This is a genomic window from Vibrio sp. 10N.261.46.A3 (genome assembly GCF_041472995.1).
In the GTDB taxonomy this organism is placed as follows: Bacteria; Pseudomonadota; Gammaproteobacteria; order Enterobacterales; family Vibrionaceae; genus Vibrio; species Vibrio coralliirubri.
Map to the genome: position 1 here is coordinate 1 of NZ_JBFRRH010000011.1, position 26,248 is coordinate 26,248.

Annotated in this window: 24 protein-coding genes and 2 tRNA genes; 15 read left to right on the forward strand and 11 right to left on the reverse strand. The window is 43.9% G+C overall.

Features of this window, described 5'->3' with window-relative positions:
- Positions 1-27 precede the first annotated feature (27 nt).
- The 4 genes from AB4484_RS03785 (at position 28) to AB4484_RS03800 (ending at position 1,886) form a co-directional block, all read left to right on the forward strand.
- Positions 28-104, forward strand: a tRNA-Asp gene (locus AB4484_RS03785).
- Between the two features lie 35 nt (positions 105-139).
- Positions 140-216, forward strand: a tRNA-Trp gene (locus tag AB4484_RS03790).
- A gap of 248 nt (positions 217-464) precedes the next feature.
- Positions 465-1,304 (forward strand): penicillin-insensitive murein endopeptidase, encoded by an 840-nt coding sequence (mepA, locus tag AB4484_RS03795; protein WP_372076502.1) that lies wholly within the window; start codon positions 465-467, stop codon positions 1,302-1,304.
- Between the two features lie 273 nt (positions 1,305-1,577).
- Positions 1,578-1,886, forward strand: coding sequence for a hypothetical protein (locus AB4484_RS03800; protein WP_372076504.1), 309 nt, complete (start codon positions 1,578-1,580; stop codon positions 1,884-1,886).
- 39 nt (positions 1,887-1,925) lie between these two features.
- Here AB4484_RS03800 and AB4484_RS03805 read toward each other — a convergent pair whose 3' ends face one another.
- The 3 genes from AB4484_RS03805 to rdgC all read right to left on the reverse strand — a co-directional run bounded on the left by AB4484_RS03805 (position 1,926) and on the right by rdgC (position 4,739).
- Positions 1,926-2,180, reverse strand: a complete 255-nt coding sequence (locus AB4484_RS03805; RefSeq protein WP_004735061.1) for a YfhL family 4Fe-4S dicluster ferredoxin — start codon at positions 2,178-2,180, stop codon at positions 1,926-1,928.
- Positions 2,181-2,214: 34 nt separating this feature from the next.
- Positions 2,215-3,618 carry a tRNA 5-hydroxyuridine modification protein YegQ gene (yegQ, locus tag AB4484_RS03810; protein ID WP_372076506.1) on the reverse strand — a complete coding sequence of 468 codons (1,404 nt, stop codon included), beginning with the start codon at positions 3,616-3,618 and terminating at the stop codon, positions 2,215-2,217.
- A gap of 206 nt (positions 3,619-3,824) precedes the next feature.
- On the reverse strand, positions 3,825-4,739 hold the full coding sequence (gene rdgC, locus AB4484_RS03815) for a recombination-associated protein RdgC (RefSeq protein ID WP_017062534.1): 915 nt from the start codon (positions 4,737-4,739) through the stop codon (positions 3,825-3,827).
- A gap of 194 nt (positions 4,740-4,933) precedes the next feature.
- On the opposite strand from rdgC, the gene phoB reads away from it, so the two are divergent.
- The 3 genes from phoB to AB4484_RS03830 are packed head-to-tail and all read left to right on the forward strand — an operon-like array spanning position 4,934 to position 7,929.
- Positions 4,934-5,623: a phosphate regulon transcriptional regulator PhoB gene (gene phoB, locus AB4484_RS03820; RefSeq protein ID WP_004735064.1), complete on the forward strand. Its 690-nt coding sequence runs from the start codon at positions 4,934-4,936 to the stop codon at positions 5,621-5,623.
- Positions 5,624-5,656: 33 nt separating this feature from the next.
- Positions 5,657-6,955 carry a phosphate regulon sensor histidine kinase PhoR gene (gene phoR, locus AB4484_RS03825; RefSeq protein WP_372076508.1) on the forward strand — a complete coding sequence of 433 codons (1,299 nt, stop codon included), beginning with the start codon at positions 5,657-5,659 and terminating at the stop codon, positions 6,953-6,955.
- On the forward strand, positions 6,952-7,929 hold the full coding sequence (locus AB4484_RS03830; protein ID WP_372076510.1) for a PstS family phosphate ABC transporter substrate-binding protein: 978 nt from the start codon (positions 6,952-6,954) through the stop codon (positions 7,927-7,929). The genes phoR and AB4484_RS03830 overlap by 4 nt, the downstream gene beginning before the upstream one ends.
- 77 nt (positions 7,930-8,006) lie before the next feature.
- Here AB4484_RS03830 and ppx read toward each other — a convergent pair whose 3' ends face one another.
- Both ppx and ppk1 read right to left on the reverse strand, forming a co-directional pair.
- Positions 8,007-9,518: an exopolyphosphatase gene (gene ppx / locus AB4484_RS03835; RefSeq protein WP_372076511.1), complete on the reverse strand. Its 1,512-nt coding sequence runs from the start codon at positions 9,516-9,518 to the stop codon at positions 8,007-8,009.
- A complete protein-coding gene (gene ppk1 / locus AB4484_RS03840) occupies positions 9,509-11,605 on the reverse strand; it encodes a polyphosphate kinase 1 (protein WP_372076513.1) in 2,097 nt (698 codons plus the stop codon). The genes ppx and ppk1 overlap by 10 nt, the downstream gene beginning before the upstream one ends.
- A gap of 200 nt (positions 11,606-11,805) precedes the next feature.
- Here ppk1 and AB4484_RS03845 point away from each other — a divergent pair, with 200 nt between their 5' ends.
- From AB4484_RS03845 to phoU, 4 genes are all read left to right on the forward strand, one after another.
- Positions 11,806-14,022: an ABC transporter permease subunit gene (locus AB4484_RS03845; RefSeq protein WP_372076515.1), complete on the forward strand. Its 2,217-nt coding sequence runs from the start codon at positions 11,806-11,808 to the stop codon at positions 14,020-14,022.
- Positions 14,023-14,133: 111 nt separating this feature from the next.
- The gene (gene pstA / locus AB4484_RS03850; RefSeq protein WP_372076578.1) at positions 14,134-15,843 is read left to right on the forward strand and encodes a phosphate ABC transporter permease PstA; all 1,710 of its coding nucleotides are present in this window, start codon (positions 14,134-14,136) and stop codon (positions 15,841-15,843) included.
- Entirely contained in the window at positions 15,844-16,662 is an 819-nt protein-coding gene (gene pstB / locus AB4484_RS03855) for a phosphate ABC transporter ATP-binding protein PstB (protein ID WP_009848269.1), read from the forward strand.
- A gap of 74 nt (positions 16,663-16,736) precedes the next feature.
- Positions 16,737-17,435, forward strand: coding sequence for a phosphate signaling complex protein PhoU (phoU, locus tag AB4484_RS03860; RefSeq protein ID WP_009848270.1), 699 nt, complete (start codon positions 16,737-16,739; stop codon positions 17,433-17,435).
- 9 nt (positions 17,436-17,444) lie between these two features.
- Here phoU and AB4484_RS03865 read toward each other — a convergent pair whose 3' ends face one another.
- From AB4484_RS03865 to AB4484_RS03885, 5 genes are all read right to left on the reverse strand, one after another.
- Entirely contained in the window at positions 17,445-17,936 is a 492-nt protein-coding gene (locus tag AB4484_RS03865; RefSeq protein ID WP_050651450.1) for a hypothetical protein, read from the reverse strand.
- Between the two features lie 147 nt (positions 17,937-18,083).
- Entirely contained in the window at positions 18,084-18,635 is a 552-nt protein-coding gene (locus AB4484_RS03870; protein ID WP_050645543.1) for a porin family protein, read from the reverse strand.
- Between the two features lie 128 nt (positions 18,636-18,763).
- The gene (locus AB4484_RS03875; protein WP_372076517.1) at positions 18,764-19,693 is read right to left on the reverse strand and encodes a LysR family transcriptional regulator; all 930 of its coding nucleotides are present in this window, start codon (positions 19,691-19,693) and stop codon (positions 18,764-18,766) included.
- A 99-nt stretch (positions 19,694-19,792) separates the two neighbouring features.
- Positions 19,793-20,536 carry a copper homeostasis protein CutC gene (locus AB4484_RS03880; RefSeq protein WP_372076519.1) on the reverse strand — a complete coding sequence of 248 codons (744 nt, stop codon included), beginning with the start codon at positions 20,534-20,536 and terminating at the stop codon, positions 19,793-19,795.
- 311 nt (positions 20,537-20,847) lie between these two features.
- A complete protein-coding gene (locus AB4484_RS03885; protein ID WP_004740353.1) occupies positions 20,848-21,456 on the reverse strand; it encodes a peroxiredoxin C in 609 nt (202 codons plus the stop codon).
- Between the two features lie 210 nt (positions 21,457-21,666).
- On the opposite strand from AB4484_RS03885, the gene AB4484_RS03890 reads away from it, so the two are divergent.
- Positions 21,667-22,572, forward strand: coding sequence for a hydrogen peroxide-inducible genes activator (locus AB4484_RS03890; protein WP_017062525.1), 906 nt, complete (start codon positions 21,667-21,669; stop codon positions 22,570-22,572).
- A 68-nt stretch (positions 22,573-22,640) separates the two neighbouring features.
- On the opposite strand, the gene AB4484_RS03895 is transcribed toward AB4484_RS03890, so the two are convergent.
- Complete coding sequence (locus AB4484_RS03895) at positions 22,641-23,087, reverse strand: CBS domain-containing protein (protein ID WP_372076521.1); 447 nt, start codon at positions 23,085-23,087, stop codon at positions 22,641-22,643.
- Between the two features lie 334 nt (positions 23,088-23,421).
- On the opposite strand from AB4484_RS03895, the gene queA reads away from it, so the two are divergent.
- The 3 genes from queA (at position 23,422) to yajC (ending at position 26,241) form a co-directional block, all read left to right on the forward strand.
- On the forward strand, positions 23,422-24,474 hold the full coding sequence (gene queA, locus AB4484_RS03900; RefSeq protein ID WP_048613454.1) for a tRNA preQ1(34) S-adenosylmethionine ribosyltransferase-isomerase QueA: 1,053 nt from the start codon (positions 23,422-23,424) through the stop codon (positions 24,472-24,474).
- 190 nt (positions 24,475-24,664) lie between these two features.
- Positions 24,665-25,801 carry a tRNA guanosine(34) transglycosylase Tgt gene (gene tgt / locus AB4484_RS03905; RefSeq protein WP_017056177.1) on the forward strand — a complete coding sequence of 379 codons (1,137 nt, stop codon included), beginning with the start codon at positions 24,665-24,667 and terminating at the stop codon, positions 25,799-25,801.
- A gap of 110 nt (positions 25,802-25,911) precedes the next feature.
- Positions 25,912-26,241: a preprotein translocase subunit YajC gene (yajC, locus tag AB4484_RS03910; RefSeq protein ID WP_010440492.1), complete on the forward strand. Its 330-nt coding sequence runs from the start codon at positions 25,912-25,914 to the stop codon at positions 26,239-26,241.
- The last annotated feature ends 7 nt before the right edge of the window (positions 26,242-26,248 follow it).

A 26,248-nucleotide genomic window follows, 5' to 3' on the forward strand; every position in this document is an offset into this window, starting at 1 on the left:
TGTCAGCGACGACAAGTATTCCACTGCGGAGTGGTAGTTCAGTTGGTTAGAATACCGGCCTGTCACGCCGGGGGTCGCGGGTTCGAGTCCCGTCCACTCCGCCACTTATTCAGAGTTTCAGCTCTTTAAAACTGAAAATAGGGGTGTAGCTCCAATTGGCAGAGCAGCGGATTCCAAATCCGCGTGTTGGGAGTTCGAATCTCTCCACCCCTGCCATATTTAAGGCTCTAGTCGAAAGACTAGAGCCTTTTTGCTTTCTGGAGTTTGATAAATTGTGAAGATAGCTTGGTATAAACAGCCCATTACGCTTCATCATTCATTTATAGCGAAATTTCTCTGTTTTCCCGTTTTGTTGCTTTAACCCGTCTAATTTACTAGCTACCACCAAAAACTTAAGTACGATATGCACCTAATCCTAAATGGCGACTAATATAATGAGTAAGCGTCAGTAATTTGGGATTATTATGAGGTTCTTTTTTGCACTGGTTGTATTCTTTTGTTCATTTTCTCTATCAGCAACTTCATGGGAAAAAGAGAGTCACCCTACTAAAAATTCACCCTCATCAATTGGAAGCTATGCCAATGGCTGTCTAGACGGCGCGCAGGCTTTGCCTATTAATGGTTTAGGGTATCAGATCATTCGCCCTCAAAGAGAGCGCTACTATGGCCATACAGAAGCTATAAAGTTTATTGAGAGGTTAGGAGTCACGACCAGCGAGAAGCTCAATACCAATTTATTGGTCGGTGATATTTCTCTTCCCAGAGGAGGGCGCTTTTCTTCAGGTCATTCAAGTCATCAAACAGGGTTAGATATTGATATATGGCTAAGGTTAACCAGTAAGAGGCTGTCAGAGAACGAGTTAGCTGTGCCTAAACCTGTGAGCGTAGTGGATCTTACCAACTACAAATTGCGTGAATCGAATTGGATCGATGATCATTTTCAAGTTATTCGTTATGCAGCGAAAGATGAAAAAGTAGTGCGTATTTTTGTTCATCCAGTGATCAAGCAAACCCTTTGTGAACAAGAAAACTCTGACGTTAATGATAGAGCTTGGTTAGGCAAAATAAGACCTTGGTGGGGACACCATTCCCACTTCCACGTTCGCTTAAAGTGTCCTGAAGGCAGTTCAAACTGCATAGCTCAAGCGAACCCTCCTAAAGGTGACGGTTGTGGAGATGAACTTGCAAGTTGGGCTCCAAAGACTGTTCCAGTTCCACCTCCTAAAAAAGTAGCGAAAACTAAGAAAAAGAAAAAAGTTAAAGTGATGCCAAGTCAGTGTTTAGCATTGATATCAAATAAGTAATCCTGTTAATCGAGGCTTTTTACAGTGGTACTGCCACTGGTTTTCTCGACTCTAAAACTGGAGAAAGGTCACACTTTTGTCTAGAGTTTATAAACACGAGATTAAGAACATCGTTTGATATCAATAAAAGCAATAACGGTATCAGCAAAGGCGATGGCGAATTTGACAAGGTTTGGTCAGGGATTGAGTGTTTTGGGGTGAAAGATGCGGCTTATGTGCAGTATGCGAAATCAGAGTCTGATACCCGTCGATAGATAATTCAAGGATAAGACTATGACTATGATTTGTGCGAAGGAATTTTCAGAATGGTTAAGACACAGGTTCAACGCTGAAAGCTCGGGTATTGCAATTTCAAGAGATGACATCAATCAGCTAACAGGCAGACAACGTTTAGATCCTAGTTTCGTAAATGATGTTCACTATGAATTGATGCAATATGGAATGGCATTTGTGACCGATACCAGCAGGGAAAACTTTTATCTTGTTCCGATAGCTCAATCAATAAACTGGCGAGAACGACTCGAATATCAATTTGAAAAAGAGCTGTTCTGCAATATTTATCCAATCGAGAAATCAGGATAAAAAAAAGGTTCAACTTATGGTTAAGTTGAACCTTTCTTTTTAGGTCAAGCCTTGAATGATAACAAACTTCTCGAGTAGCTCGTCATCAGTTTCAATATGGTTTGGGTCAGTGATTATGCATTTTGTAATCGGGCACACTGACTGACATGTTGGCTTTTCATAGTGACCTTTACACTCTGTACATAAATCTGGATCGATCTCGAAGATGCTGTCGCCCATAGTGATTGCACCATTTGGGCATTCAGGGTCACACATATCGCAGTTTATGCACTTGTCAGTAATTAACAGAGCCATTGTTTTCTTCTCAAGTAAGTCGCTTAAGTGAAAATTATTTGCCTGATGCGTTACGTGTATCTTGGCCTTCGCTCAAGTTACGCATCAGCAAGCCGTACTCTAGATCTAGATCTGCTGGTACAGGGATAAATACAAAGTGACCGTTACCTTTCGCATCGTCTACCGCTTCCGATTTACGGTTTTCCATAACTTCCAGTTTGAAAACAACGTTACCTTTCGGTGTCATCATTTCTAAGCTGTCGCCTACTAGGAACTTGTTCTTCACTTCTACTTCCGCTAGGTCGCCACGGCGCTTACCTGTGAACTCACCAACAAACTGTTGAGTGTCAGAGATAGAGTAACCGTACTCGTAGTTTTGGTATGTATCATGTGTATGGCGACGTAAGAAGCCTTCAGTGTAACCACGGTGAGCTAGGCTCTCTAGCGTACCCATTAGGCTTTCATCGAATGGTTTGCCTGCCACTGCATCGTCAATAGCTTTACGGTAAACCTGAGCAGTACGTGCACAGTAGTAGAAAGACTTAGTACGACCTTCAATCTTCAGAGAGTGAACCCCCATCTTCGTTAGGCGCTCAACGTGTTGGATTGCACGAAGGTCTTTTGAGTTCATGATGTAAGTACCATGCTCATCTTCAAACGCTGCCATTTTATCTTCTGGCTTGTGTGATTCAGAAAGCAGAACCACTTCGTCTGTTGGTTTACCAAGACCTAGTGTGTTGTCTGGACGTTCATCTTGAACTTCAACTTCTTGAAGAGCGACACCAGTTGGATTAGCTTCAACGATCTGACCGTTTTCGTCTTCTTTCGCTGCTTCTGTTTTGTATTCCCAGCGGCAAGCGTTCGTGCAAGTACCTTGGTTTGGATCGCGCTTGTTCATGTAACCAGAAAGCAGACAACGGCCTGAGTAAGCCATGCAAAGTGCACCGTGAACAAAGATCTCTAGCTCTGTTTCTGGGCAGTGTTCGCGAATCTCTTCGATCTCTTCAAGCGATAGCTCACGAGATAGGATTACACGCTCAACGCCTTGAGTTGACCAGAACTTAACGGTCGCCCAGTTTACTGCGTTTGCTTGAACAGAAAGATGGATTGGCATTTCAGGGAATGCTTCGCGAACCATCATGATAAGACCAGGATCTGACATGATAAGCGCGTCAGGGCCCATGTCGACAACTGGTTTAAGGTCGCGAATGAATGTTTTTAATTTAGAGTTGTGCGGCTGAATGTTACATACAACATATAACTTTTTGCCTTGAGCATGAGCTTCATCGATACCAATTTGTAGGTTTTCGTGATTGAACTCGTTGTTACGAACACGAAGGCTGTAACGTGGCTGGCCTGCGTAAACTGCATCTGCGCCATAGGCGAATGCGTAACGCATGTTTTTAAGGCTTCCTGCCGGTGATAATAGTTCAGGTACAAATGGTTTCTGTGTAGTCATTGCTTCGTTCTCTAATCTGATCTCAAGTCAGGTTGATACCACCAAGTGATATCAAAGGGGCGCAAATTTTACGCTAAAATGAGTTTGGTTGATAGCCCTAAAGATAGCAATGACATTAACAAGAGGGCAGAGAGGCAGATATAAGCGAAAACTTAGTGAGAAATAAGCTCAGATACCGTTAGCACCTGAGCTTATAGTTTGACTGATTAAGCGTTAGGTTGAGTTAACCCGCCTAATGATTCAAATAGGTTTGGAAGGAAAACACTGAACTCACCACAAAGTAGAGAGAAGTCTGCATCAAAACGCGCAGCTTGATCTTCACGAGGAATATCGTCGTTTTCGTCTTTGAGCTCATCACTGAATTTTAGGCGCTTGATGCTGCCATCTTCAGCAAGAATGAATTCAATACGGTCTTGCCAGTTGATAAGAAGTTTCGTCACCATCTTATTGGCTTCGATGTGGTTCTTAATTTCATCTGCTTCTAGTTCTTGTTTCTTAACTCGAACAATACCGCCGTCTTCTTGAATAGATTTTAGTTCTGCTTCATCAAGCATAGTGATGCCTTGTGGCGTATCACCTGATTTCACCCATTCTGTAAGAGTCGTTTCGATCGCTTGCTCTGGAATAGCTGGCACTACGGGCAGGCTACCCATTGTCTTACGTAGCAATGCCAATACATCTTCTGCTTTTTTGTAGCTGCTTGCATCAACCACAATGAAACCTTCTTTTGGCATGATCAGCGCGTAAGTGAAGTTGCTGCGGCTGAATGCGCGAGGAAGTAGATCAATGATGATGTCTTCTTTTAGGCTGTCTTTCTCTTTCTTTTTCAGAGGGGTACCAGACTCTGCCTCAAGCGTTTCTACTTTTGCGTTCAATGATTCTTTGATCACAGAAGCGGGTAGCATTTTCTCTTCTTTCTTTGCACAGATAAGAATGCGGTTTTCTGATACGTGCGTCATCATATCGCCATGTCTACCCATTGCGTGTACCCAACCAAACTTCTGTTTGTCTTGGCTACCACAAGGAGTAAAGCGGAATTCTTCAAGTTGTTTCTCTAGCTGATCTGCGTTGAAATCAATATCACGGTTGAAGCGATAGACTAGGCAATTTTTAAACCACATAAATTTTTCTCATACCTTTTTAGAAGTGCTTCATGATATGAGATCTAATTCGATTTGTCCCTAGCTCTGTATCAAAAGTTATAAAGTGAAATGTTTGAGACAGTTATATGAAAATTTGTTTTCAAAGGTCACAAAAGTGTCATAATTAACTCAGATAATGCAATGCGTTGATTAAATACAAAGGCTATTCAATTATGTCGAGAAGGATTCTGGTCGTTGAAGATGAAGCACCTATTCGTGAGATGCTGTGTTTCGTGCTTGAACAAAAAGGCTACCAAGCAGTAGAGGCTGAAGATTACGATACAGCGGTAAACAAGCTATGTGAACCTTTCCCAGATCTAGTATTACTAGATTGGATGCTACCTGGTGGTAGCGGGATAAACTTTATCAAGCACATGAAGCGTGAAGAGTTAACTCGCAACATCCCAGTGGTGATGCTAACGGCTCGTGGCGAAGAAGAAGATAAGGTTCGTGGTTTAGAAGTGGGCGCTGATGACTACATCACTAAGCCATTTTCACCAAAAGAGCTTGTCGCTCGCCTGAAAGCGGTTATTCGCCGTGTAACGCCTACCGCACTGGAAGACGTGATTGATGTGCAAGGTCTTAAGTTAGACCCTGTTTCTCACCGCGTTACCGCAAGCGAAGGTCCGGTTGATATGGGACCAACAGAGTTCAAAATGTTGCACTTCTTTATGACACACCAAGAGCGTGTGTACAGCCGAGAGCAACTGCTGAATAACGTTTGGGGCACCAACGTTTACGTTGAAGACCGTACCGTTGACGTACATATTCGACGCCTGCGTAAAGCACTTGAATCTGCAGGTCACGACAAGCTAATCCAAACGGTTCGCGGCGCGGGCTACCGTTTTTCTACAAAGGCTTAGTGTGGCTTCGCTACCCAGTTTACGGAGTCCTGAATGGTTGAAAAGTTAACCTGGAAAAAGCTGGCTTGGGAGCTGGCTTTTTTTTACGCACCTTGGGTTTTGGTTGGATGGATATTCGGCTACCTACCCTGGTTACTGCTAGCTGCTACGGTATTGCAGCTCGGCTGGCATCTACACAATCAAATGCGTTTGTCCGCATGGTTGTGGGATGAGAAGCGTCTAACGCCACCATCAGGTTCTGGGAATTGGGAGTCTCTGTTCAACGGTATTTATCGTATGCAGCAGAGACAGCGTCGCAAACGTAAAGAGCTGACCAACCTAATCCGCCGTTTCAGAAACGGTGCAGAATCCCTTCCCGATGCCGTTGTGGTATTTCGTGGAGAAGGGAATATCGTTTGGTGTAACAAGCTAGCTCAGTACTTACTTGGTTTTCGCTGGCCAGACGATTCAGGGCAACCGATTTCTAACTTGATCCGCACGCCAGACTTCATCAAGTATCTTAATAAACAAGACTTTTCAGAACCGTTAGAGATGCCTTCGCCACTTAACGTGGATCGCATGCTTGAGCTTCGTATCGTTCCGTATACCGAGGGTGAACACCTAATGGTGGTACGTGATGTTACTCAGTTAAAACAGCTAGAAGGCATGCGTCGTAACTTCTTTGCTAACGTTTCTCACGAGCTACGAACTCCAATGACCGTACTTCAGGGCTACCTTGAAATGACGGAAGATCCAGACATGGTCGTTGGCCCTATGTGGCCTAAGGCTCATGGTGTGATGACTGAGCAATTGAATCGCATGAACAGTCTGGTCAATCAACTATTAACACTTTCAAAAATCGAAGCTGCGCCGATGCATGAGCTCGATGAAGTGGTGAACGTTCCGGCGATGCTTGAGGTTCTTGAGAAAGAAGCGGCAAGCCTAAGTGGTGATAGAGAGCATAAGCTTGAGTTTGATATCGATAAGAGCCTACGTGTATTAGCTGATGAAGATCAGCTGAGAAGTGCGATATCGAATCTGGTTTACAACGCAGTGAAATACACACCACCAGGCGCAACGGTTAAGGTACGTTGGTACCAGACCAGTCAAGGTGCATGTTTAGATGTGTCAGACACCGGAGACGGTATCGAGCCACAACACTTACATCGACTCACAGAGCGGTTCTATCGTGTTGATAAGGCACGCTCACGTGATACGGGTGGTAGTGGTCTTGGATTGGCGATTGTGAAACATGCGCTTAGTCATCATGACTCACATTTAGAAATTCAAAGTGAAGTAGGTGTCGGTAGTCGATTCCATTTTACATTGCCAAATCGACTGACAGTGTCATGAGTTGTTTGACACGCAGGATGCGTTTGCCAATCAGCTCATTGTTAGCGTTTGCTTTGGTTAACTCTGTTCATGCCGAACAGAGTGTTGATTCTCTTCCTGATTATTCTAAGGTTCCGGGGATTTCTGGGAGCTTATTATCGGTAGGTTCGGATACCTTAGCGGGCATGACGACGTTATGGGTAGAAGAGTTTAAATCTTACTATCCGAACGTTAACGCTCAGGTCCAAGCATCCGGTTCTTCTACTGCTCCTCCAGCCTTAACCGAAGGCACTGCTCATCTAGGACCAATGAGTCGCCCGATGCGCCTGCGAGAAGTAGAGGCGTTTGAAAGAGAACATGGTTATAAACCGACAGCACTGCGAGTTGCGATCGATGCGATTGGACTTTTTGTGCACCATGATAACCCTATTGAGGGGCTCAACTTTCGTCAGATTGATGGCATCTTTTCAGAGACATTACGCTGTGGTGCGACTAAACCGCTCAACGATTGGCAAGATCTAGGCGTCGACCAACCTTGGGCTAAACATCGATTCCAGCTGTTTGGGCGCAATTCCGTTTCGGGAACCTATGGCTATTTCAAACAAAACGCATTATGTGGTGGTGACTTTAAGAACCGAGTCAATGAGCAGCCAGGTTCGGCATCGGTTGTACAGTCGGTCGCTTCATCAATCAGTGGGATAGGTTACTCAGGTATTGGTTATCGTGTCGCTGGCGTTAAGCTAATTCCTATTGCTGAGCATGGTTCGGATTTTGTAGAGCCGACTCGAGCGAATATCTTGAGCGGTGATTACCCTCTTTCGCGCTTTCTTTACGTATACGTGAATAAACACCCAGATAAACCGCTTTCTCCTGTTGAGAGAGAGTTCCTCACTTTTGTGTTCTCAAAGCAAGGACAAGAACTGGTAGAGAAAGATGGCTATTTAGCAATACCGTCTGAGTTCGCAGAGCAAGAATTGGCAAAAGTCGGGCTCTAATTGAGGCTACGATAAACTTAGATAAGAAACGTATGAACAGATTGCGATGTCGCAGGCTGTTTTATTTTGACTGTTCGTTATTTTAGCTTTAACGACCATCCGGCATTTTGCCAACGTTGTTGCTCTTCTTTAAGTTCACAATCAAGCAGTTGGTTTTGGGCCAACCAATCGCTGTTAGATCCTTTCAATTCCCAGTTATCTTGTTGTTCAATCGTTAGAGTTACGTCTGGAGTTAGTGCTTGATTTCGCTGACGGTTGAGTAAGATAGCGAGTCTCAATATACGAATCAGCAGGGTGATTTGTTGTTGGGTAAACAGAGAAAGTTCCGGCAAATCTTGTAGCTTGAGCGCTTTTCTTTGATAGCGAACCAATGTTGATATAAAACGCTGCTGCTCAGTATTGAAGCCTGGCATTGTCGTGTGCTTAAGCAGATAAGCTGAATGACGGTGATAGCCTTGGAATGCAATGCTTTGTCCTACTTCATGAAGCAACGTAGCCCAACTAAGCAAATCATACAGCTCATTAGTGACCGCAGTTGTTACTTGAGGCTGCACTTGTTTTAGCAATGCAAGAGCGAGTACTTTCACTTTCTTGCCGTGAGTTACGTCTACATGGTATCGAGAGACGAGCGTTTCGGCAGTTCTTGTTCGAATATCAATATCTTTAAACCTATCCTCCATGTCATATAGAACGCCCTCTCTCAGAGCACCATCAGAAAACTGTAACTCCTTGATGTCTAGAGTATCCATAGCTGCTGAAAGAATGGTGACGCCAGCAGCAAACACTGGCTTTCTCTCATCACTTAAACCTGAAATATTTAGGGCTTTGGATGATGAAAATTCACATAAGTGATTCTTCAAATAAGACAGGCGTTGGGGCGTAATGAGACCATCGGTGAACCCTAAGCCAATGAGTACTTCTTTTATTGATTTCGCGGTTCCAGATGAGCCAAAAGCGATTTCCCAAGGGGCTTTTGTGTATTCTTCAATCAATGGCATCAATAGACGAGTAGCTGCGGTATAAGCATTTGAGAAGTGTAGTGAAGTTAGCCCTTCGGCAGCAAAAAAACGTTGAGTGAAGTTGACGCATCCCATCGGTAAACTGCGCATAATTAGGGGGGTAAAGCCTTGTCCTGCGACGAGTTCGGTGCTCCCACCACCGATATCAATAACCAACTTAGATTCAGAAGCGGTTTGAGTGTGCTCTACACCGTTATAGATTATTCGAGCTTCTTCTTGACCTGAGATGATCTCTATTGGAAATGGAAACAGTGGCTTGGCTTGCTCTAAGAAGTCTTTAGCGTTTTTGGCTTTTCTTAGAGTATGAGTCGCAACAACTCTGACATCATCAAGCTCAAAATCCGCTAGTCGTTCTGCGAACACCTTGAGGCATTCTAGGCCTCGCTCGATAGCGCTTTCAGATAGGACGTTACGTTCATCCAATCCATCACCTAATCTCACTTTCTGTTTGTGTCTGCTGACTAATTGCAGGTGTTGATCGAATACTCGGGCAACCACCATGTGGAAGCTGTTCGAACCCAAGTCGATAGCGGCAATACATCGAGAATGTTTGTTATCAATTAGCGGCATGATTTCTTCTCTTGTTTGTACTTCTTGCGAGCAAGTTTCTCCATACGTTTAATATAGTGGTAAGTGGAGAGTTGTGACGTCGGGTAATCAAGTGGGTTTGCTGGTGGTTGTATGTAAGGGTTACTCATCGATTGGTTTAGTACTCGAGCTTTGTTGCTGTCATCAAAATGAAACTCGGTGATATCGATAATGGTTTGCTTGATCTTAGGGTCTAAAATTGGAGCTGCAACTTCGATGCGGTGATCAAAGTTTCGTGTCATCCAGTCAGCAGAAGAGATATAGACTTTCGGCTTTCCAGCGTTACCAAATATCATCACTCTCGGATGTTCGAGAAAACGGTCGACCACACTGACAATCTCAATATGGTCACTGATGTTGAGTATGCCAGGGACAAGAGAGCACATGCCGCGAATGACCATTCTCACTTTTACATTGGCTTGGCTAGCCAGATAAAGCTTTTCAATGATCTCTCGATCGACCAAGTTGTTGAGTTTTAGAGTGATGCTTGCAGGTTTACCTTCTATCGCGTTTTGTATTTCATTATCTATCAATTGGTACAGACGTTTTCTAGTATTCTTTGGTGACACAATCAGTTGTTTGAACTGGGACTTTTGATAAGGGTTTTCAATATACTTAAAGACCTGTCTCACCTCTTGAGTCAAATCTTCATTCGCAGTGAGCAGAGAAAAATCGGTATACACGCGCGCTGTCACTTCATGAAAGTTGCCAGTGCCAATATGGGCATAATGCTCGGTATGCTTGCCTTCTTTTCGTTTGATGAGCAGCAACTTGGAGTGGATCTTCAAACTTGGGATGCCATGGATGACCTTTACACCCGCTTCTTGAAGTTTCTTGGTCCATTGAATGTTGGCTTGCTCATCAAAGCGGGCTTGCAGCTCGACAACCACAGTGACCTTTTTGCCATTGTGTGCCGCATCGATGATCGAGCTGAGGAGTTTTGAGCCCTCTGCAACACGGTAAACGTTTATTTTTATGGAGGTTACCTTCGGGTCAAAGGAAGCCTGCCTAACCAGTTCAGTGATGTGACTAAAGGTGTGATAAGGGTAATGGAGTAAGATGTCACGAGCTTTGATCGCTTCGAAATAGTTTGGGTAATGGCTGAAATGCGCGCACTTAATCGCGGGTAGAGGACGATTAACTAAATCACGTCGGTTAAGGCTTGGGAACTCAGAGAAATGTTTGAAGTTATGATAGCGACCACCTGCGATGACACTGTCATAGTCAGACAGTTTAAGTCTGACTTGTAAGAAGTTGAGCATTTCAGCGGGCATTTCTGCCTCATAGATCAGACGTATCGGCAGTGCCGTTAAGCGCTGTTCTAAACCCAAAGACATCGATTCTAATAGGTTATTTTCATTGTCCTCTTGCAGATCATAATCGGCATCACGTGTCATTTTTATCGCAAAACAACGCAATGAGTCATACTCAAAGAATCCTTTAAGCAAGTCATCCAAACAAAATCGAACTATATTATCTAACAAGATCAAAGTTGTACGCTGCGACCCCGAAGCTTCCGGTAACTTAACAAATCGAGGGAGTGCCTCTGATGGGATTTCGAGTAACACATATTGAGATGATGTCTCACGCTCGATGTCGATGGCTAAGTAACTTTGTTCATCTTTGAGAATATTAAGTAACTGGCTATCTTCGTTCAAGAGAAGCGGAGTTAAGTGTGGTAGCACTTTTTTCTTAAAGTACTTTTTTATCCAGCCATTTTGTTCTTCGCTGATTTGTTGTTCGTTGACCAGAAAAATACGATTGCGTGCCAATTCCAATAGCAATTCGTTATACAGTTCATGGAATTGAGCATCGAGCTTGCTCGCTTTACTCTGCATTTGAATCAGCAAGGTTTTCGGCGAGTTGGAGCGCAGTTGCGGATCTTGAAGTAAGATCTTTCTCTTCACATCAGAAAATCGGACTTTGTAAAACTCATCGAGGTTTTTCGAGTAAATACCTAAAAAACGAACTCTTTCGATTAAGGGGACTGACTTGTCTGCCGCTTCTTGGAGCACTCTTTCGTTGAAGGATAACCAGCTAAGTTCTTTTGTGACATAGTCTTTTTCCATCGAGATGAGAATCCTTGAGTACTGGCTATAGAGCTGATTACTTTAAATTAGAATGGCAAAATTCACAAAATCTATGATCTTACTTTAAGAAATATGGCTAACAAACTTGTTATTAGTTTCAGTTGTTTAACGTAACTTGTAATATAATTGTCATCTAACGTACATATTATGTCAGTAGCTAAAAAAAGGTAGATAAACAGATGGCTTCAGCCCAATTTTCATTGAAAGAGCGCGACAAAAAAAGATGGTTGAAAGATCGTCTCGTCCGTTTTTCGGTGACATGTGGCGCGGTCAGTGTTCTAGCTGCCCTAGTATTGATCTTTGTTTACTTGGCAATGGTCATTTTACCGGTATTTTCAGATACTGGTTTAGAGACAGACCAAGCCGTAAAGACCGTTGCCGCAGAAGAGCCTATCGTTTTATCGGTTGATGAATATGGTCAACATGCATTTACTATCGAAAAATCCGGTTTGGTACAGTTTTGGGATTTAGAGTCTCAAAATACACACTCTTACTTTGAGCGTGATGTTGTAGCCAACCCTATCGCCTTTTCTCGAAACACCCCATCTGAAAACTGGTTTGCCTTTGCCGACAGCGCAAGCAATCTTACTTTTTTCTATCCTGAGTATAGTGCGCCTGTGCTGAAAAAGGGCAGCGAAGCCGAACCTAAAATTGAGCAAATCACTCTCCCTGAACCGTTTTTAAATGATGAATCATCAAATGGTGCGACGATCGACAAATTCGCGTTCTCTAAAAATGGACGTGGGATTACGGTTGCCGCTCAGTTAAGTGACCAACGAGTCTTGGTTAAGTGGTATCAGAGTGATCTTACTGGTCAGTATGTTTTTCAGAAGAGCCAATGGCTATCGGATAAGCTGGGCTTGCAACAGCAACTGCTTGTCACGCCTGATGGGCAAACTTTATACCTACGAGCACAATCGGATTTGGTTGTTTTGAAACTATCAGATAACGGTTTTGATGTTCGTGAAGTGATTGATCTTAGCTTAAATGATGCGAAGCATTCCGTGAAAAGCATCGATTTACTTTCTGGTGCATACTCGTTGTTGGTTACGCATGAGGACGGACAGGTTTCTCAGTGGTTCGATGTACTCAAAGATGAAAAGCGTAGCCTGACCCATATTCGAGATTTCCAACTAGCTGAACAAGTGCAATTTATTCTTCCTGATACTTATAGAAAGGGGTTTTATAGCTTCTATAAGAACGGCACATTACAAAGCCACTATACGACCAGTGAAAAGCTGTCGTTGTTTGAACGAGCCTTTGATAAATCACCACAATTAGCCGCTATGTCTGCTAATGAACTGCATCTGGCGACGCTGATTGATGGCACCATCAGTGTGGCTAAAGTCGACAATGAATACCCACAGATCTCATTCTCATCGCTTTGGCAAAAAGTCTGGTATGAAAGTTACCCTGAGCCACAATACGTTTGGCAATCAACGTCGGCGAACGATGACTTTGAAGAGAAATTCAGTTTAGTACCTATCACGTTCGGTACTATTAAAGCCGCTCTGTTTGCGATGATGTTTGCCGTGCCGGTTGCTGTGCTCGGAGCTATTTACACCGCTTACTTCATGTCTCCACGCATGCGAAGAGTGGTGAAGCCTTCGATAGAACTGATGGAAGCACTTCCGACCGTGATCATCGGATTCTTGGCCGGGCTTTGGTTTGCTCCAATCGTCGAGACGCATTTAACGGCTGTCTTCTCATTAATGGTGCTATTGCCACTGAGCACACTGTTGACTGGACTTGTTTGGTTCTGTTTACCGAAGATGGTAACGGGTCGCTTCTCTAATGGTTGGCATGCTCTGATATTGATTCCGGTATTGGTGATTACTGTGGTTGCGGTGTTTGCTGGTGGAAACAACATTGAAGCCTTGTTATTTGGTGGTGATATTCGTACCTTCTTGGCCAGCTATGGTATCGACTTTGACCAACGCAATGCTCTAGTGGTTGGTTTTGCTATGGGCTTTGCGGTCATCCCAACGATTTTCACGATTGCTGAAGATGCTATTTTCTCTGTACCTAAACATTTATCTGATGGCTCATTAGCGTTGGGTGCTACGGCGTGGCAGACGCTTATTTATGTGGTGTTATTGACGGCGAGTCCAGGTATCTTTTCTGCGGTTATGATGGGCCTAGGGCGAGCAGTTGGTGAAACCATGATCGTCTTGATGGCGACTGGTAACACTCCAATTCTTGACTGGAATATTTTGGAAGGGATGAGAACGTTATCGGCAACGATTGCTGTTGAGCTACCAGAATCAGAAGTGGGCGGTTCTCATTTCCGCTTGCTGTTCTTGGCTGCACTCTTGCTGTTTATCTTTACATTCGCGGTGAACTCAGTTGCTGAGTGGGTTAGACAAAGACTGAGAGATAAATATCGTGCGCTGTAGTTTTAAAGGTTTGCCTCAATGTGTATCAATGGCTTTTAGTGGTTTTGCTAGCGTATCCCGTGATCTTCTCAGTTTTTTGAGTTCAGTACGTCGAGAGCAAGGTCGATCATGATGAATAAACTGAAGTCACTATTATCTTGGGTTAAATCTGGCTCTCCGTGGATCTGGCTAACGGGTGGGGCGGTGAGCATCAGTATGCTTTCTGTTCTTGGCCTGATGCTGCTGATTGGTTGGAAGGGCTTAACCTATTTTTGGCCCGCACCTTTGTATCAATGGCAAGTTGACTCCAAAGACTTATCGCTCGTGGTCGATCTTGACGAAACCGTATCAAAACAAGATGTATTGGTTGGTCAGTTATATGAACGAAAATACATCCCGATAGAGCAAGTTCCACAAGTACACGACCTCTTGTCGCTTCAAAATTTGTCGACAGGGCTAATACAGCGCTTAAGCATCAAAGTCGCTAACAGAGAACTGTACCCTGCGGACTTTGTTTCCATACTGGATGTTAACTTACGTGAGCCAACAACCCCGCTTGATTGGGTTGTGATTGAACGAAGTCGAGGTGGTTATTTCTTTGGCAAGCCGGTGGGTTTTAAAACCGCTTCTGGCACCTTTGATTCGAACATAGACCAAAAGCTCGAACAAGGCTTGGCGTTCGCTGATACATTACGTAAAGAAACGTCGCGTGTCGTGAACCAAGAAATTCGCAATATCAGCTGGCAATTGGAAAACCTGCGCTTAGAAAAGCGTAAGCTTGAACTCAATGAGTCAGTGAGTGATGAATACCTTACAACCTATACTCAAACTAAACTGGAATTAAACCGCCAGTTAGGTGAAGCCGAAGTTAAGCTTGAGCACCTTAGAACGCAACTTAATGTCGAAAGCTTGCTGGTTGAGGATATGACAGGCGAGTTGGTCGAGATCTCGCTCAGTCACATTCTGGATTATTGGTACCCGAATAATATGTCTTACCTAGAAAAGGTTGGGCATTGGGGCAAACAAGTTTGGAAGTTCTTATCAGAGAATCCACGAGACTCAAACTCTGAAGGCGGTGTATTTCCTGCGATCTTCGGCACTGTTCTGCTGGTTATTCTCATGTCGATCGTCGTGATGCCGCTTGGCGTGGTCGCTGCGATATATCTTCATGAATACGCAAAAAACAACGCACTGACACGTTTAATTCGTATCGCCGTGATTAACTTGGCGGGTGTACCGTCGATTGTGTATGGCGTTTTTGGTTTAGGTTTCTTCGTCTATACCATTGGTGGCTCGATTGATACGTTGTTTTATGCAGAGCGATTACCCGCTCCGACATTTGGCACACCGGGTCTACTTTGGTCAGCACTAACCTTAGCGGTCTTGACGCTTCCAGTGGTTATCGTAACTACTGAAGAGGGCTTAACGCGCATTCCTAGTGCAGTGAGGCACGGTTCATTAGCGCTTGGTGCGACTCAATTTGAGACGCTTTGGCGCATTGTTTTACCGATGGCAAGCCCAGCGATTATCACTGGTTTGATTTTGGCAATCGCGAGAGCTGCGGGGGAAGTTGCTCCACTCATGCTGGTGGGTGTTGTGAAATTAGCCTCCAGCTTGCCAGTCGATGGTCAGTTCCCTTATCTACACTTAGACAGAAAGTTCATGCATTTAGGCTTTCATATCTATGATGTTGGCTTTCAAACCTCTAATATCGAAGCGGCACGACCTTTAGTGTATGCGACTTCATTTTTATTGGTTACGGTGATTGTTGGGTTGAACTTAACAGCCATCAATATCCGTAATAACTTGCGTGAAAAATACCGAACCTTAGGACAAGATTAGATGTTCTCGATTAATGAAACCTTGGGTTACCAAGCACCACTTGATGTTCACAATCTGAAGGATGAGCAAATTGCTATCTCGATTGAAGGGCTAAATCTTTACTATAAAGAGAGTCAAGCACTTGATGATATCTCGATGCAGATCCCGAAGGGGCAGGTGACGGCTTTTATCGGCCCTTCTGGCTGTGGTAAGTCGACTCTGCTGCGCTGTATTAATCGCATGAATGATCTTGTTGAAGGCTGTAAGGTTTCCGGCAAAGTGAAGCTTCATGGTAAGAACGTGTATCACCCTAAGGTTGATGTCGCGACCTTACGACGTCGTGTTGGTATGGTATTCCAGCGTCCCAATCCTTTTCCTAAATCTATCTATGAGAATGTGGTTTATGGCTTGAGGCTACAAGGCGTTAGCAACAGCCGAGACCTTGATGATGCGGTTGAACGCTCTCTGCGCGCTGCTGCATTATGGGATGAAGTGAAGGACCGATTGCATGAGAATGCTTTTGGTTTATCTGGCGGCCAACAGCAGCGTTTGGTTATCGCTCGTGCGGTTGCGATTGAACCTGAAGTGCTGTTGTTAGATGAGCCGACATCGGCACTCGATCCGATTTCTACTTTGACGATTGAAGAGCTGATCAACGATCTCAAAACCCAATACACAGTGGTGATTGTTACCCACAACATGCAACAAGCCGCGCGTGTAAGTGACCATACTGCCTTTATTCATATGGGAAAATTGATCGAGTACTCAGATACGGACTCAATTTTTACGTCTCCATTGAAAAACCAGACGGAAGACTACATTACTGGTAGATATGGCTAACCTCTGCAAAGGTGTCATCTAGAGCTAAGTCACTCTACAAACATGGCTTTCTTCATTTCTTTCAAGGAGCAAGTATGCATTTCGGTCGCCACATTTCAGGGCAATTCAATGTCGAGTTAGAATCGATCCGTACTCATGTATTGACCATGGGCGGGTTAGTGGAGCAGCAACTCTCGTTTGCAATGCAAGCGCTTCATAAAGACGATGTTGAACTGGCTAAAAAAGTGATTCGTGATGACCATAAAGTGAATGCGATGGAAGTGTCGATTGATGAGGCTTGTACTCGAATTATTGCAAAGCGTCAGCCGACAGCGAAGGATCTGCGTTTGATTATGGCGATCATCAAAACGATTACCGATCTGGAACGTATTGGTGATGTTGCCTCTAAAATTGCGCAAGGTGCTATTGAGATCCCTTCGACCAAAGAGCAGAAATTCCACGTATCTTTAGAGCCTCTTTGCCGTCAGGCTATCACCATGCTTCACCAAGTATTAGATGCTTTTGCTCGTATGGATGTTGATGCGGCAGCAGAAGTTCACAAACTTGATGATAAGTTGGATGCGGAGTACGAGGCCGTTATTCGTCAGTTAATGACCTATATGATGGAAGACCCAAAGAACATTCCTAATATTTTGCAGGTGATGTGGTCAGCGCGTGCGATTGAGCGAGTGGGAGACCGCTGCCAAAATATCTGCGAATACATTATTTACTTTGTGAAGGGTAAAGATGTACGTCACCTCGGTGATCAAAGCCTTGATGACGCACTCAAATAGACCTTATCTTTAGAAGCTAATTATTGCACCAAGATTGAAATTGACCGTTGTGTCGTAAGGCACAAAGGTTTTGTTGTGATCAAAAATATTCATATCAACACCAGCACGTAATCCAAGCATCGGTGTCGCTTGGTAAACGTAGGCACCACCTAGGCTTATACCATGTGTTGTTTTCTCTTCTACTTCGCCTGAGCGCGTTTTTGTACCGTCATAACTTGCCACACCAATCTCAGCCTGAAAGCCGTGGGTTTGGTTTCTTCCAAACATGTTTTGGATACCAACACGATACGCATCAACCGTTTCGTCATATCGATCGCTGTCATACCAAAGGTGAGAATAGCTAAGATAAACGGCACCTAAATTTGCCACATCAGTAATGCCAGCTTGAACTCCGAAGCCATGATAAGAGCCAATTTTTAGTTCTGGGGATAAATGAAGAGCACTTGCTGAAACGGAAGTAGAAAGGGCAGAAAGTAAAAGCAGGGAAGTTTTTATCTTCATAAAAATACCTAAAGCAATTAGCCGTCCGTGGCTGCAATGAATTTTGATTCGAATTGTTCAAAAAGCGAGTCAGCTTTGATGAGGTATTAAAACCCAACAATTGACTGATCGTAAAAAGCCAGCTTGAACGCTGGCTTTTTCAATTTATTAGAAGCGGTAACCGACAGTCCATGAGAATGTGTCGTAATCTACGTCATCGTAGCTCGCGAATTCAAAGCGCATGTCAGTGTATAGGTGTGGTCCGAATTCAGCTCGACCACCTAGGCCAACGACGAAACTGGTATCGTTGTATGATTCAGTCCACTTCTTGTCTAGGATGCTAATTGAATTATCTTCACTTTGACGAGCTAGGCCCAGAACACCATAAGGTTTTAAAGAGAAGCCATCCAATTCAAATTTATAACCGATGTCAGCATCAACTTGGAACTTGTAACCATCGATCTCAGCTTTTATGCCTTCAACGTTTTCGTCGTCACTATTCGTTGCGTAAGAAACGTTGATACCTACGATACGGTTAAATTCATAACCATATTCAAGTTTGATACCGTTACCCCAATCAACTGTGTCATCAGTTAGCCAATCGTCTACCTGAGTTTGGTTGTAACCAATACCCACACGGTGTTGGCTATCAAAGTTGTTTGCAAAAACTGGAACAGAAAGTAGTGAAGCTGAAATTAGGGTAGTAAGTGCAATTTTCATATTAGTCTCTATTTAGGGTTAACTTAACTGCACGATCCTTCGTAGTTCAGTATCCGTTTTGATAGGGCTAATATTAAACAGTGTTTTATTTTTCGGCTAAGTAGATATCAATATCTCTATAATAAGTGTTACTTATTAATCTGAGTTGATAGTGCTTTTTGTATTAACTCAAATAACCAATTGGTAGTAGGGGAGTTTCTGTTTTTAGTATGTAAGTGGCAGTAAACAGGAGTTTTGGGAGGCTCGCCATCTATCACAACATCGATTCCGCGTAGGGTTGGGTGATTATCCACGAGGAAAAGGTTCGAATGTGGCATGTACATATCTGTATGTTGAATGACATCAATGACTGCCATAATTAGCTCACTACGGAAGCCAACACTATGTTCAACGGAGAGATCCGTTAGGATATCTGATGCCAAACTATGGTTGTCGTTCCAGCCGGGTGTGACTAATGAAGCGATATCGTACCCCGCCACATCATAAGGTGTAACGATTTCTTGCTTTAAAGGGTGGTCTTTTCTTACAAAAATACGCCCTGTTAGTTCAATTAACTTCTTCGTATAAACTTCTTTATTCGTTTTGCTACCAAGGTAACTGACCCCCATCAACACCTCACCTTTCTGAATGTCAGAAACAGAAGCATTGGTCCAAGAGACTAATTCTAGATTCGCATTCGGTGCTTGCTCTCTTATCATTTTAAACAGAGAACCAGATAAACAAGATAGCACGATAGGTGATAGAGCTATTTTAAGTGTGTAGTCGATGTCTTTCGGATCGAAAGTGTTTGAGGTATTAATAGCAACAGATAGACCGTCCATGAATGGTTTGATCTTGTTGGTGAGCTGTTCTGAGAAAGCGGTCGGTTGTAAGCCACCATGTACCTTTACAAAAAGGTCATCGTTGAAGTGGTGGCGCAGCTTCTGTAAGGCCTGACTAACAGCAGGCTGTGAAACAAAGAGTCGTTCCGCAGCCTTTCTGGTGTTTTTTTCTTGATAAACAATCAGGAATGTTCGTAACAGGTTTAAATCAAGAGAGCTGAATAAGTCTTTAGCCATATCTATCCATGAAAATTTTCTGCGCTATTAAATCTAATATACGTCAGTCAGTTAGATTAGTCAGCGAGGTTCTCTGGATTTATGCTGGCGACTATTGCCCTAAGTGGTGAGGGCGGCTCTCACATCAGATATCTTACTCGCGTCGGTCACTGGGATCTGATAATCATCAATATCATCACTGCCCATTTGAGCACTTGAGTTGTTTTCCATTAGGCTCGGTCTTGTTGATTTACCTGAAAGGTGAAGAGCAGGTACTTGGGTAGCGCTTTGAATCATTTTGGCATTGGCAGCGTTAACGCCAGCCCCCGCCATGATATCAATTCGTCCATCGGCTTGTTTGACCATTGCAGCCAATACATCGATGCCTAGTTCAGCATTCACAGCAAGCCCTGATGTCAGGATTCTTTCGCATCCAAGTGTAATTATCTGCTCTAATGCTGCTTGGAAATCAGAGCTTTGATCGATGGCTCTATGAAAGGTAATCCCAAGCTTTAACGAGTACGCTTTTTCAGCCAGTTGCTGCATTTTTGGCATATCGATACTTCCGTTCGGCGCTAACACACCAAGTACGACCCCATCCAATCCTGCATTTGCACAAGCTTCAATATCTTCAAGCATACAGAGCATATCGTCGTTATCGAAAATGAAGTCGCCTTGTCTTGGTCTAATCATAGCGTAGACCGGAACCGACGAAATTTTTGCCGCTTGCTTCATCATTCCGAAGCTTGGAGTTAATCCGCCAAGTGCTAATGAAGAGCAAAGCTCAATTCGATTCGCGCCACCAGATAGTGCGTTATGAAGAGATTCTAAGTTATCGATACAGACTTCAATTTCGGTGTTCATCGTGTTTATCCGTTCAAAAAGATACTGATGAAATAATAGCAATCTAGATACGGACATGAATAGGCAGTGCTAGAGGAAAATAGGGGTAAAGTTTGGGTTTAGAGCTACCTCAATTATGTATCATAAGAGAAAGTCTAGGGTGAAGGTTAGTGAGAAAACAAAAAGCCCGAAGCGTTAACTTCGGGCTTTTAATAGGACTTTACTTCTTAACTGATTGGCGGTGCGCTTTGCGCTATTAGCTTATGCTTTATGTCTCTTTAAAGAGAGTCTTCCAACCATTAACCCGCGTTGAGTTCGGGCTTAAGAGGTAATTACTTGCTTAGGTCGTCAGCGTGCTCAGATAGGAATGCTGCAACACCTTTTGGAGATGCGTCCATACCTGATTTACCTTCTTCCCATTGTGCAGGACAAACTTCACCGTTCTTCTCGTGGAAGTTTAGTGCGTCTACCATGCGTAGCATTTCGTCGATGTTACGACCTAGTGGAAGATCGTTAACTACTTGGTGACGTACAAGGCCGTCAGCGTCGATTAGGAAAGAACCACGGAAAGCAACGCCTGCTTCTGGGTGCTCAACATCGTATGCTTTGCAGATCTCGTGCTTAACGTCAGCAACTAGAGGGTATTTAACTTGACCGATACCGCCATCAGCGATAGCAGTGTTACGCCATGCGTTGTGAGAGAATTGAGAATCGATAGAAACACCGATTACTTCAACGCCTTTAGCTTGGAAATCTTCAAGACGGTTGTCGAAAGCGATTAGCTCTGAAGGACAAACGAAAGTGAAGTCTAGTGGGTAGAAGAAAACTACAGCTTTCTTACCTTTAGTGAATTCTGCGAAGTTGAAGTTATCAACGATCTCACCGTTACCTAGAACAGCTGCTGCAGTAAAGTCAGGGGCTTGACGACCTACTAGTACCATTTTGGAATCTCCTAAAAAATTAGTTGGCCCAACACATCTTTGTTTGGGCTCCGTTTCTACGGGACAAACTATAGTACAATCGGTACTATAGAAAAAAGCGAATTAAATAGATTAAGTTAATCGAAAAAAGCGATAAGCTTATTCTTTGTCCTGTCCTTAGGTCTTATGACCTTTACGTAACTTATCCTACTCATATTACAAAGTAATTTCATGAATAAATGGCCAAGTCTTAAGCAACTTCACTATCTTGTTACTCTTCACGAAACTCGTCATTTCAGTGATGCCGCAGATCGCTGCTTCGTCAGTCAATCTACGCTAAGTAAAGGCATTCAAAATCTAGAAGAACTCATCGGTTGCCCGCTCTATGAGAAGAAAGATAAAAAGAGCCCGCTAGTTTTCACGCAAGCAGGTGAGCTGGTGGTCAAGCACGGTCGAGAGCTACTAGCGAAAGGGCAAGATCTGGTTGAACTTGGAAATCTATGTAACGGGGATGCGATGCAAGGACAGCTGCGAGTCGGGTGTATTCCTACTATCGCGCCGTTCCTTTTATGTGATTTGGTACAAGAGGCCAACCAACGCTTTCCTCAACTTAATTTATTGTTACGTGAAGATACAACGACCAACCTATTGGCTGCGCTGCGTCATGGAGACTTAGATGTGCTGATTCTGGCTTTGCCTGTCGATATCGACAATATGGAAAGCCAAGTTGTTGGGCAAGATCCGTTTAGAATGGTGATCAGTCGTAATCAAGCTGATGGTATTCGTGTTCCGATTAAATACGATGACCTGCCCGACGAATCTGTATTCTTGTTGGAGAACGAACACTGTTTAACAGAGCATGCAGTCTCGGCTTGTAAGCTAACGGATAAAGAGAAGATAAACCCGTTCACAGCGACGAGCCTTCACACATTGGTGCAAATGGTCGCCAATGGCTTAGGAACCACCTTTATTCCTCAGATGGCGATCGACCATGGTTTATTGGAAAACCAGAATCTTGTTGTGATCGACCCTCCTGGGCAACAGGCCTACCGAGATATTGGCCTTGTCTGGCGACCAAGCTCTTCGCGTCGTGAGACATTCCATCAATTAGCGGATGTGGTTTCTGAGCTTCTATAATAATCCGCTTCGATAAAACCCCTCTGAGCGGCTTAATTGGCCGCTCTTCTTTATACCATTTCCGAGCGTTACTCTACTTCCGTTTCTTCTGGCTCGACTTCTTCTTGCAGCTCCAACAAATTGATCGCTATCGTGACAAAATCGCTGTCTGTAATAATGCCTACTAGTTCGTGGTTTTCTACGACAGGTAAACAGCCCACTTTATGTTTCTGCATATAGATAGCCGATTCTTTTAATCCTGCACGTGGCTCTACCGACATAACACTTTTGTGCATGATGTCGTTGAGGGGAGTAGCAAGAGTAAAAGATTGAGCTTGTGGGATGTTTTGTAGGCTGGATTCTTGAGCGGCTAGAACGTCTCGTTGTGTGACGACACCTAGTAGTTGCCTGTCGGAATCAACGACCGGAATATGGCGGATATCAAGTGCTTCCATCATGTGCTTAGCATCGGCCAGTGAGTGTGAGCGCAATAGGGTATGAGGGTTGCGAGTCATCATATCTTCAACCTTGATCATACGAACCTCCTTCTTTTTTATTTGTTGCTATTACTATAGTTTTTTATCCAAAAAATAACTGAGATCTGACGCATTCTTGGGTGAGTTTTATGCAACTAATTCTTTAGCTTGAGGAGGTGAATCAGTCGCATTATTTTACGCCTCTTTACAATAATCCAGTGCTGTAAACCTTGCTATTGCGGCTCGTGTGCCTATACTAGCCCACTGCGAAATTTTTAGTCGTGTTTGCGATGTGTTTCTGGTAACGATTGACTTACCGTAACGATTATCCAGCAACTACGATTTATGATTCGTCAACGGCACAAATCTCATCAACTAAGACAAGACTAGACACATGCAAGTTTCAGATTTTCACTTTGACCTACCAGATGAACTCATTGCTCGCTACCCTCAAGAGGAGCGTACAGCAAGCCGCCTACTTAAATTAGATGGCAACAGCGGTAACCTAGCTGATGGTTCGTTTAAAGACGTTTTAGACTTGGTTGAGCCAGGCGATCTTGTTGTTTTCAATAATACTCGAGTGATTCCAGCTCGTGTATTTGGTCGCAAGGCTTCAGGCGGTAAGCTTGAAGTTCTGGTTGAACGTATGCTTGATGAGAAAAGCATTCTTGCGCATGTTCGTTGTTCTAAATCACCGAAGCCGGGTACCAAGTTGTTCCTTGGTGAGAACGATGAATATGAAGCTGAAATGGTGGCGCGTCATGATGCGTTATTCGAAATCCATTTCACATCCGATCAAAGCGTTTTAGAGATTCTTAACAGTGTGGGTCACATGCCACTGCCTCCTTACATCGATCGTCCTGATGAAGATGCAGATAAAGAGCGCTACCAGACTGTCTATAATGAAAAGCCGGGTGCGGTTGCAGCGCCAACAGCTGGCCTTCACTTTGATGACAAGCTAATGGCTGACATGAAAGAAAAAGGTGTTGAGTTTGCTTACGTGACGCTTCACGTTGGTGCTGGTACGTTCCAGCCAGTAAAAGTTGATAATATTAACGATCACCACATGCATGCTGAGTACGTTGAAGTACCGCAAGAAGTGGTTGACGCCGTAGCTGCAGCAAAAGCTCGTGGCGGCCGTATTATTGCTGTTGGTACAACATCAGTTCGCTCACTAGAAAGTGCAGCGCAAGATGCAGTGAAGAAAGGCACCGAACTCGTTCCTTTCTTTGGTGATACAGAAATCTTCATCTTCCCTGGCTATGAATACCAGTTGGTGGATTGCTTGATTACCAATTTTCACTTGCCAGAATCAACGCTGATTATGTTGGTGAGTGCATTTGCTGGCTACGACAATGTGATGGGCGCATACGATCACGCCGTGAAGAGCGAATACCGTTTCTTCAGCTACGGCGATGCTATGTTCATCAATAAGAAAACGAGCTAAGTTAAGCTGGTTTAAGCGATACAAAAATTTACGGGTGCTAGCAGTAAGCTAGGAGTCGGGCAGGGTGTCTGTCTAATCTCTCGCAAGGAATACGCGACCGCTCCTCATAGAACCCACTAGACTGAACTTTTGTTTGGCCTAAGGTTCTGAATTAACAGTCAGATTGTTTCTCTGGCATATTGGAGGCTTCGTGAAATTAAAATACGAACTTAAAAAAACTAATAGCGGCGCACGTCGTGGTCAACTTCAGTTTGAACGCGGTACCGTTGAAACCCCAGCATTCATGCCTGTAGGTACTTACGGTACTGTTAAAGGTATGACACCTGAAGAAGTAAAAGACACAGGTGCTGAAATCCTATTAGGTAACACATTCCACCTATGGCTACGTCCTGGCCAAGAAATCATGAAAATGCACGGTGACCTGCACGATTTCATGAACTGGCACGGTCCTATCCTAACTGATTCAGGCGGCTTCCAAGTATTCAGCCTAGGTGCAATGCGTAAAATCACTGAAGAGGGTGTTCATTTCCGTAACCCTGTAAACGGTGACAAGATCTTCATGGACGCTGAGAAGTCTATGGAAATCCAAAAAGATTTAGGTTCAGACATTGTAATGATCTTCGATGAGTGTACGCCTTACCCTGCGACACACAAAGAAGCAAAAGACTCAATGGAGATGTCTCTTCGTTGGGCTGAGCGTTCACGTAACCACTTCGACAAACTTGAAAACCCGAACTCACTGTTCGGTATCGTTCAAGGTGGCGTGTACGAAGACCTTCGTGATGTATCCGTTAAAGGCCTAACTGAAATTGGTTTTGACGGTTACGCAGTAGGCGGCCTAGCAGTAGGCGAACCAAAAGAAGATATGCACCGCATTCTTGAGCACACATGTCCTCAACTGCCAGAAGATAAGCCACGTTACCTAATGGGCGTAGGCAAACCGGAAGACTTAGTTGAAGGTGTTCGTCGTGGTATCGACATGTTTGACTGTGTAATGCCAACGCGAAATGCACGTAACGGCCACCTGTTTGTGACTGAAGGTGTGATCAAGATCCGTAATGCGAAGCATAAAACCGATACAACACCACTAGATTCAGAGTGTGACTGTTACACTTGTAAGAACTACAGCAAGTCGTACTTACACCATTTGGATCGTTGTAACGAAATCCTAGGTGCTCGACTGAACACGATTCATAACCTGCGTTTCTACCAACGAGTAATGTCAGACATTCGTCAGTCTATCGATGAAGACCGCTTTGAAGAGTTCGTTGCAGAGTTCTACGCAAGAATGGGGCGTGAAGTGCCACCACTAGGTAAAGAATCTTAGTATTTCTTTTTTGCGAGCCCTATCTCTCTTCCGAGTGATGGGGCTTGAAAATAAAGGGATGCGACCCAATTAGACAAACAATTACGAAAATATAATAGAGGATGTTTTAAATGTTTATTTCTCAAGCTCACGCAGCAGCAGAAGGTGCACCAGCAGGCGGCGGTTTCGAAATGCTTATCATGCTAGGTATGTTCGCTGTGATCTTCTACTTCATGATCTACCGTCCACAAGCTAAGCGTGTTAAAGAGCACAAGAACCTTATGTCTTCTATGGGCAAAGGCGATGAAGTTCTTACAAGCGGCGGCCTAATCGGCAAGATCACTAAGATTGCTGAAGACAGCGACTACGTTGCTATCGAACTGAACGCAAACAACGAAGTAGTTATCAAGAAAGACTTCGTTACAGCAGTGCTACCAAAAGGTACTCTGAAATCTCTATAAACAGCTA

What these genes read in the sequence shown, in the direction of transcription:
- AB4484_RS03875 (WP_372076517.1), bottom strand. Translation starts at nt 19,693, where the DNA reads ATGGCTAAAGACTTATTCAGCTCTCTTGATTTAAACCTGTTACGAACA.
- AB4484_RS03845 (WP_372076515.1), top strand. Translation starts at nt 11,806, where the DNA reads ATGGCTTCAGCCCAATTTTCATTGAAAGAGCGCGACAAAAAAAGATGG.
- AB4484_RS03865 (WP_050651450.1), bottom strand. Translation starts at nt 17,936, where the DNA reads ATGAAGATAAAAACTTCCCTGCTTTTACTTTCTGCCCTTTCTACTTCC.
- AB4484_RS03895 (WP_372076521.1), bottom strand. Translation starts at nt 23,087, where the DNA reads ATGATCAAGGTTGAAGATATGATGACTCGCAACCCTCATACCCTATTG.
- phoB (WP_004735064.1), top strand. Translation starts at nt 4,934, where the DNA reads ATGTCGAGAAGGATTCTGGTCGTTGAAGATGAAGCACCTATTCGTGAG.
- rdgC (WP_017062534.1), bottom strand. Translation starts at nt 4,739, where the DNA reads ATGTGGTTTAAAAATTGCCTAGTCTATCGCTTCAACCGTGATATTGAT.
- AB4484_RS03885 (WP_004740353.1), bottom strand. Translation starts at nt 21,456, where the DNA reads ATGGTACTAGTAGGTCGTCAAGCCCCTGACTTTACTGCAGCAGCTGTT.
- queA (WP_048613454.1), top strand. Translation starts at nt 23,422, where the DNA reads ATGCAAGTTTCAGATTTTCACTTTGACCTACCAGATGAACTCATTGCT.
- AB4484_RS03870 (WP_050645543.1), bottom strand. Translation starts at nt 18,635, where the DNA reads ATGAAAATTGCACTTACTACCCTAATTTCAGCTTCACTACTTTCTGTT.
- ppk1 (WP_372076513.1), bottom strand. Translation starts at nt 11,605, where the DNA reads ATGGAAAAAGACTATGTCACAAAAGAACTTAGCTGGTTATCCTTCAAC.
- pstA (WP_372076578.1), top strand. Translation starts at nt 14,134, where the DNA reads ATGAATAAACTGAAGTCACTATTATCTTGGGTTAAATCTGGCTCTCCG.
- phoU (WP_009848270.1), top strand. Translation starts at nt 16,737, where the DNA reads ATGCATTTCGGTCGCCACATTTCAGGGCAATTCAATGTCGAGTTAGAA.
- mepA (WP_372076502.1), top strand. Translation starts at nt 465, where the DNA reads ATGAGGTTCTTTTTTGCACTGGTTGTATTCTTTTGTTCATTTTCTCTA.
- AB4484_RS03880 (WP_372076519.1), bottom strand. Translation starts at nt 20,536, where the DNA reads ATGAACACCGAAATTGAAGTCTGTATCGATAACTTAGAATCTCTTCAT.
- phoR (WP_372076508.1), top strand. Translation starts at nt 5,657, where the DNA reads ATGGTTGAAAAGTTAACCTGGAAAAAGCTGGCTTGGGAGCTGGCTTTT.
- ppx (WP_372076511.1), bottom strand. Translation starts at nt 9,518, where the DNA reads ATGCCGCTAATTGATAACAAACATTCTCGATGTATTGCCGCTATCGAC.
- AB4484_RS03830 (WP_372076510.1), top strand. Translation starts at nt 6,952, where the DNA reads ATGAGTTGTTTGACACGCAGGATGCGTTTGCCAATCAGCTCATTGTTA.
- yegQ (WP_372076506.1), bottom strand. Translation starts at nt 3,618, where the DNA reads ATGACTACACAGAAACCATTTGTACCTGAACTATTATCACCGGCAGGA.
- AB4484_RS03800 (WP_372076504.1), top strand. Translation starts at nt 1,578, where the DNA reads ATGACTATGATTTGTGCGAAGGAATTTTCAGAATGGTTAAGACACAGG.
- yajC (WP_010440492.1), top strand. Translation starts at nt 25,912, where the DNA reads ATGTTTATTTCTCAAGCTCACGCAGCAGCAGAAGGTGCACCAGCAGGC.
- AB4484_RS03890 (WP_017062525.1), top strand. Translation starts at nt 21,667, where the DNA reads ATGAATAAATGGCCAAGTCTTAAGCAACTTCACTATCTTGTTACTCTT.
- pstB (WP_009848269.1), top strand. Translation starts at nt 15,844, where the DNA reads ATGTTCTCGATTAATGAAACCTTGGGTTACCAAGCACCACTTGATGTT.
- AB4484_RS03805 (WP_004735061.1), bottom strand. Translation starts at nt 2,180, where the DNA reads ATGGCTCTGTTAATTACTGACAAGTGCATAAACTGCGATATGTGTGAC.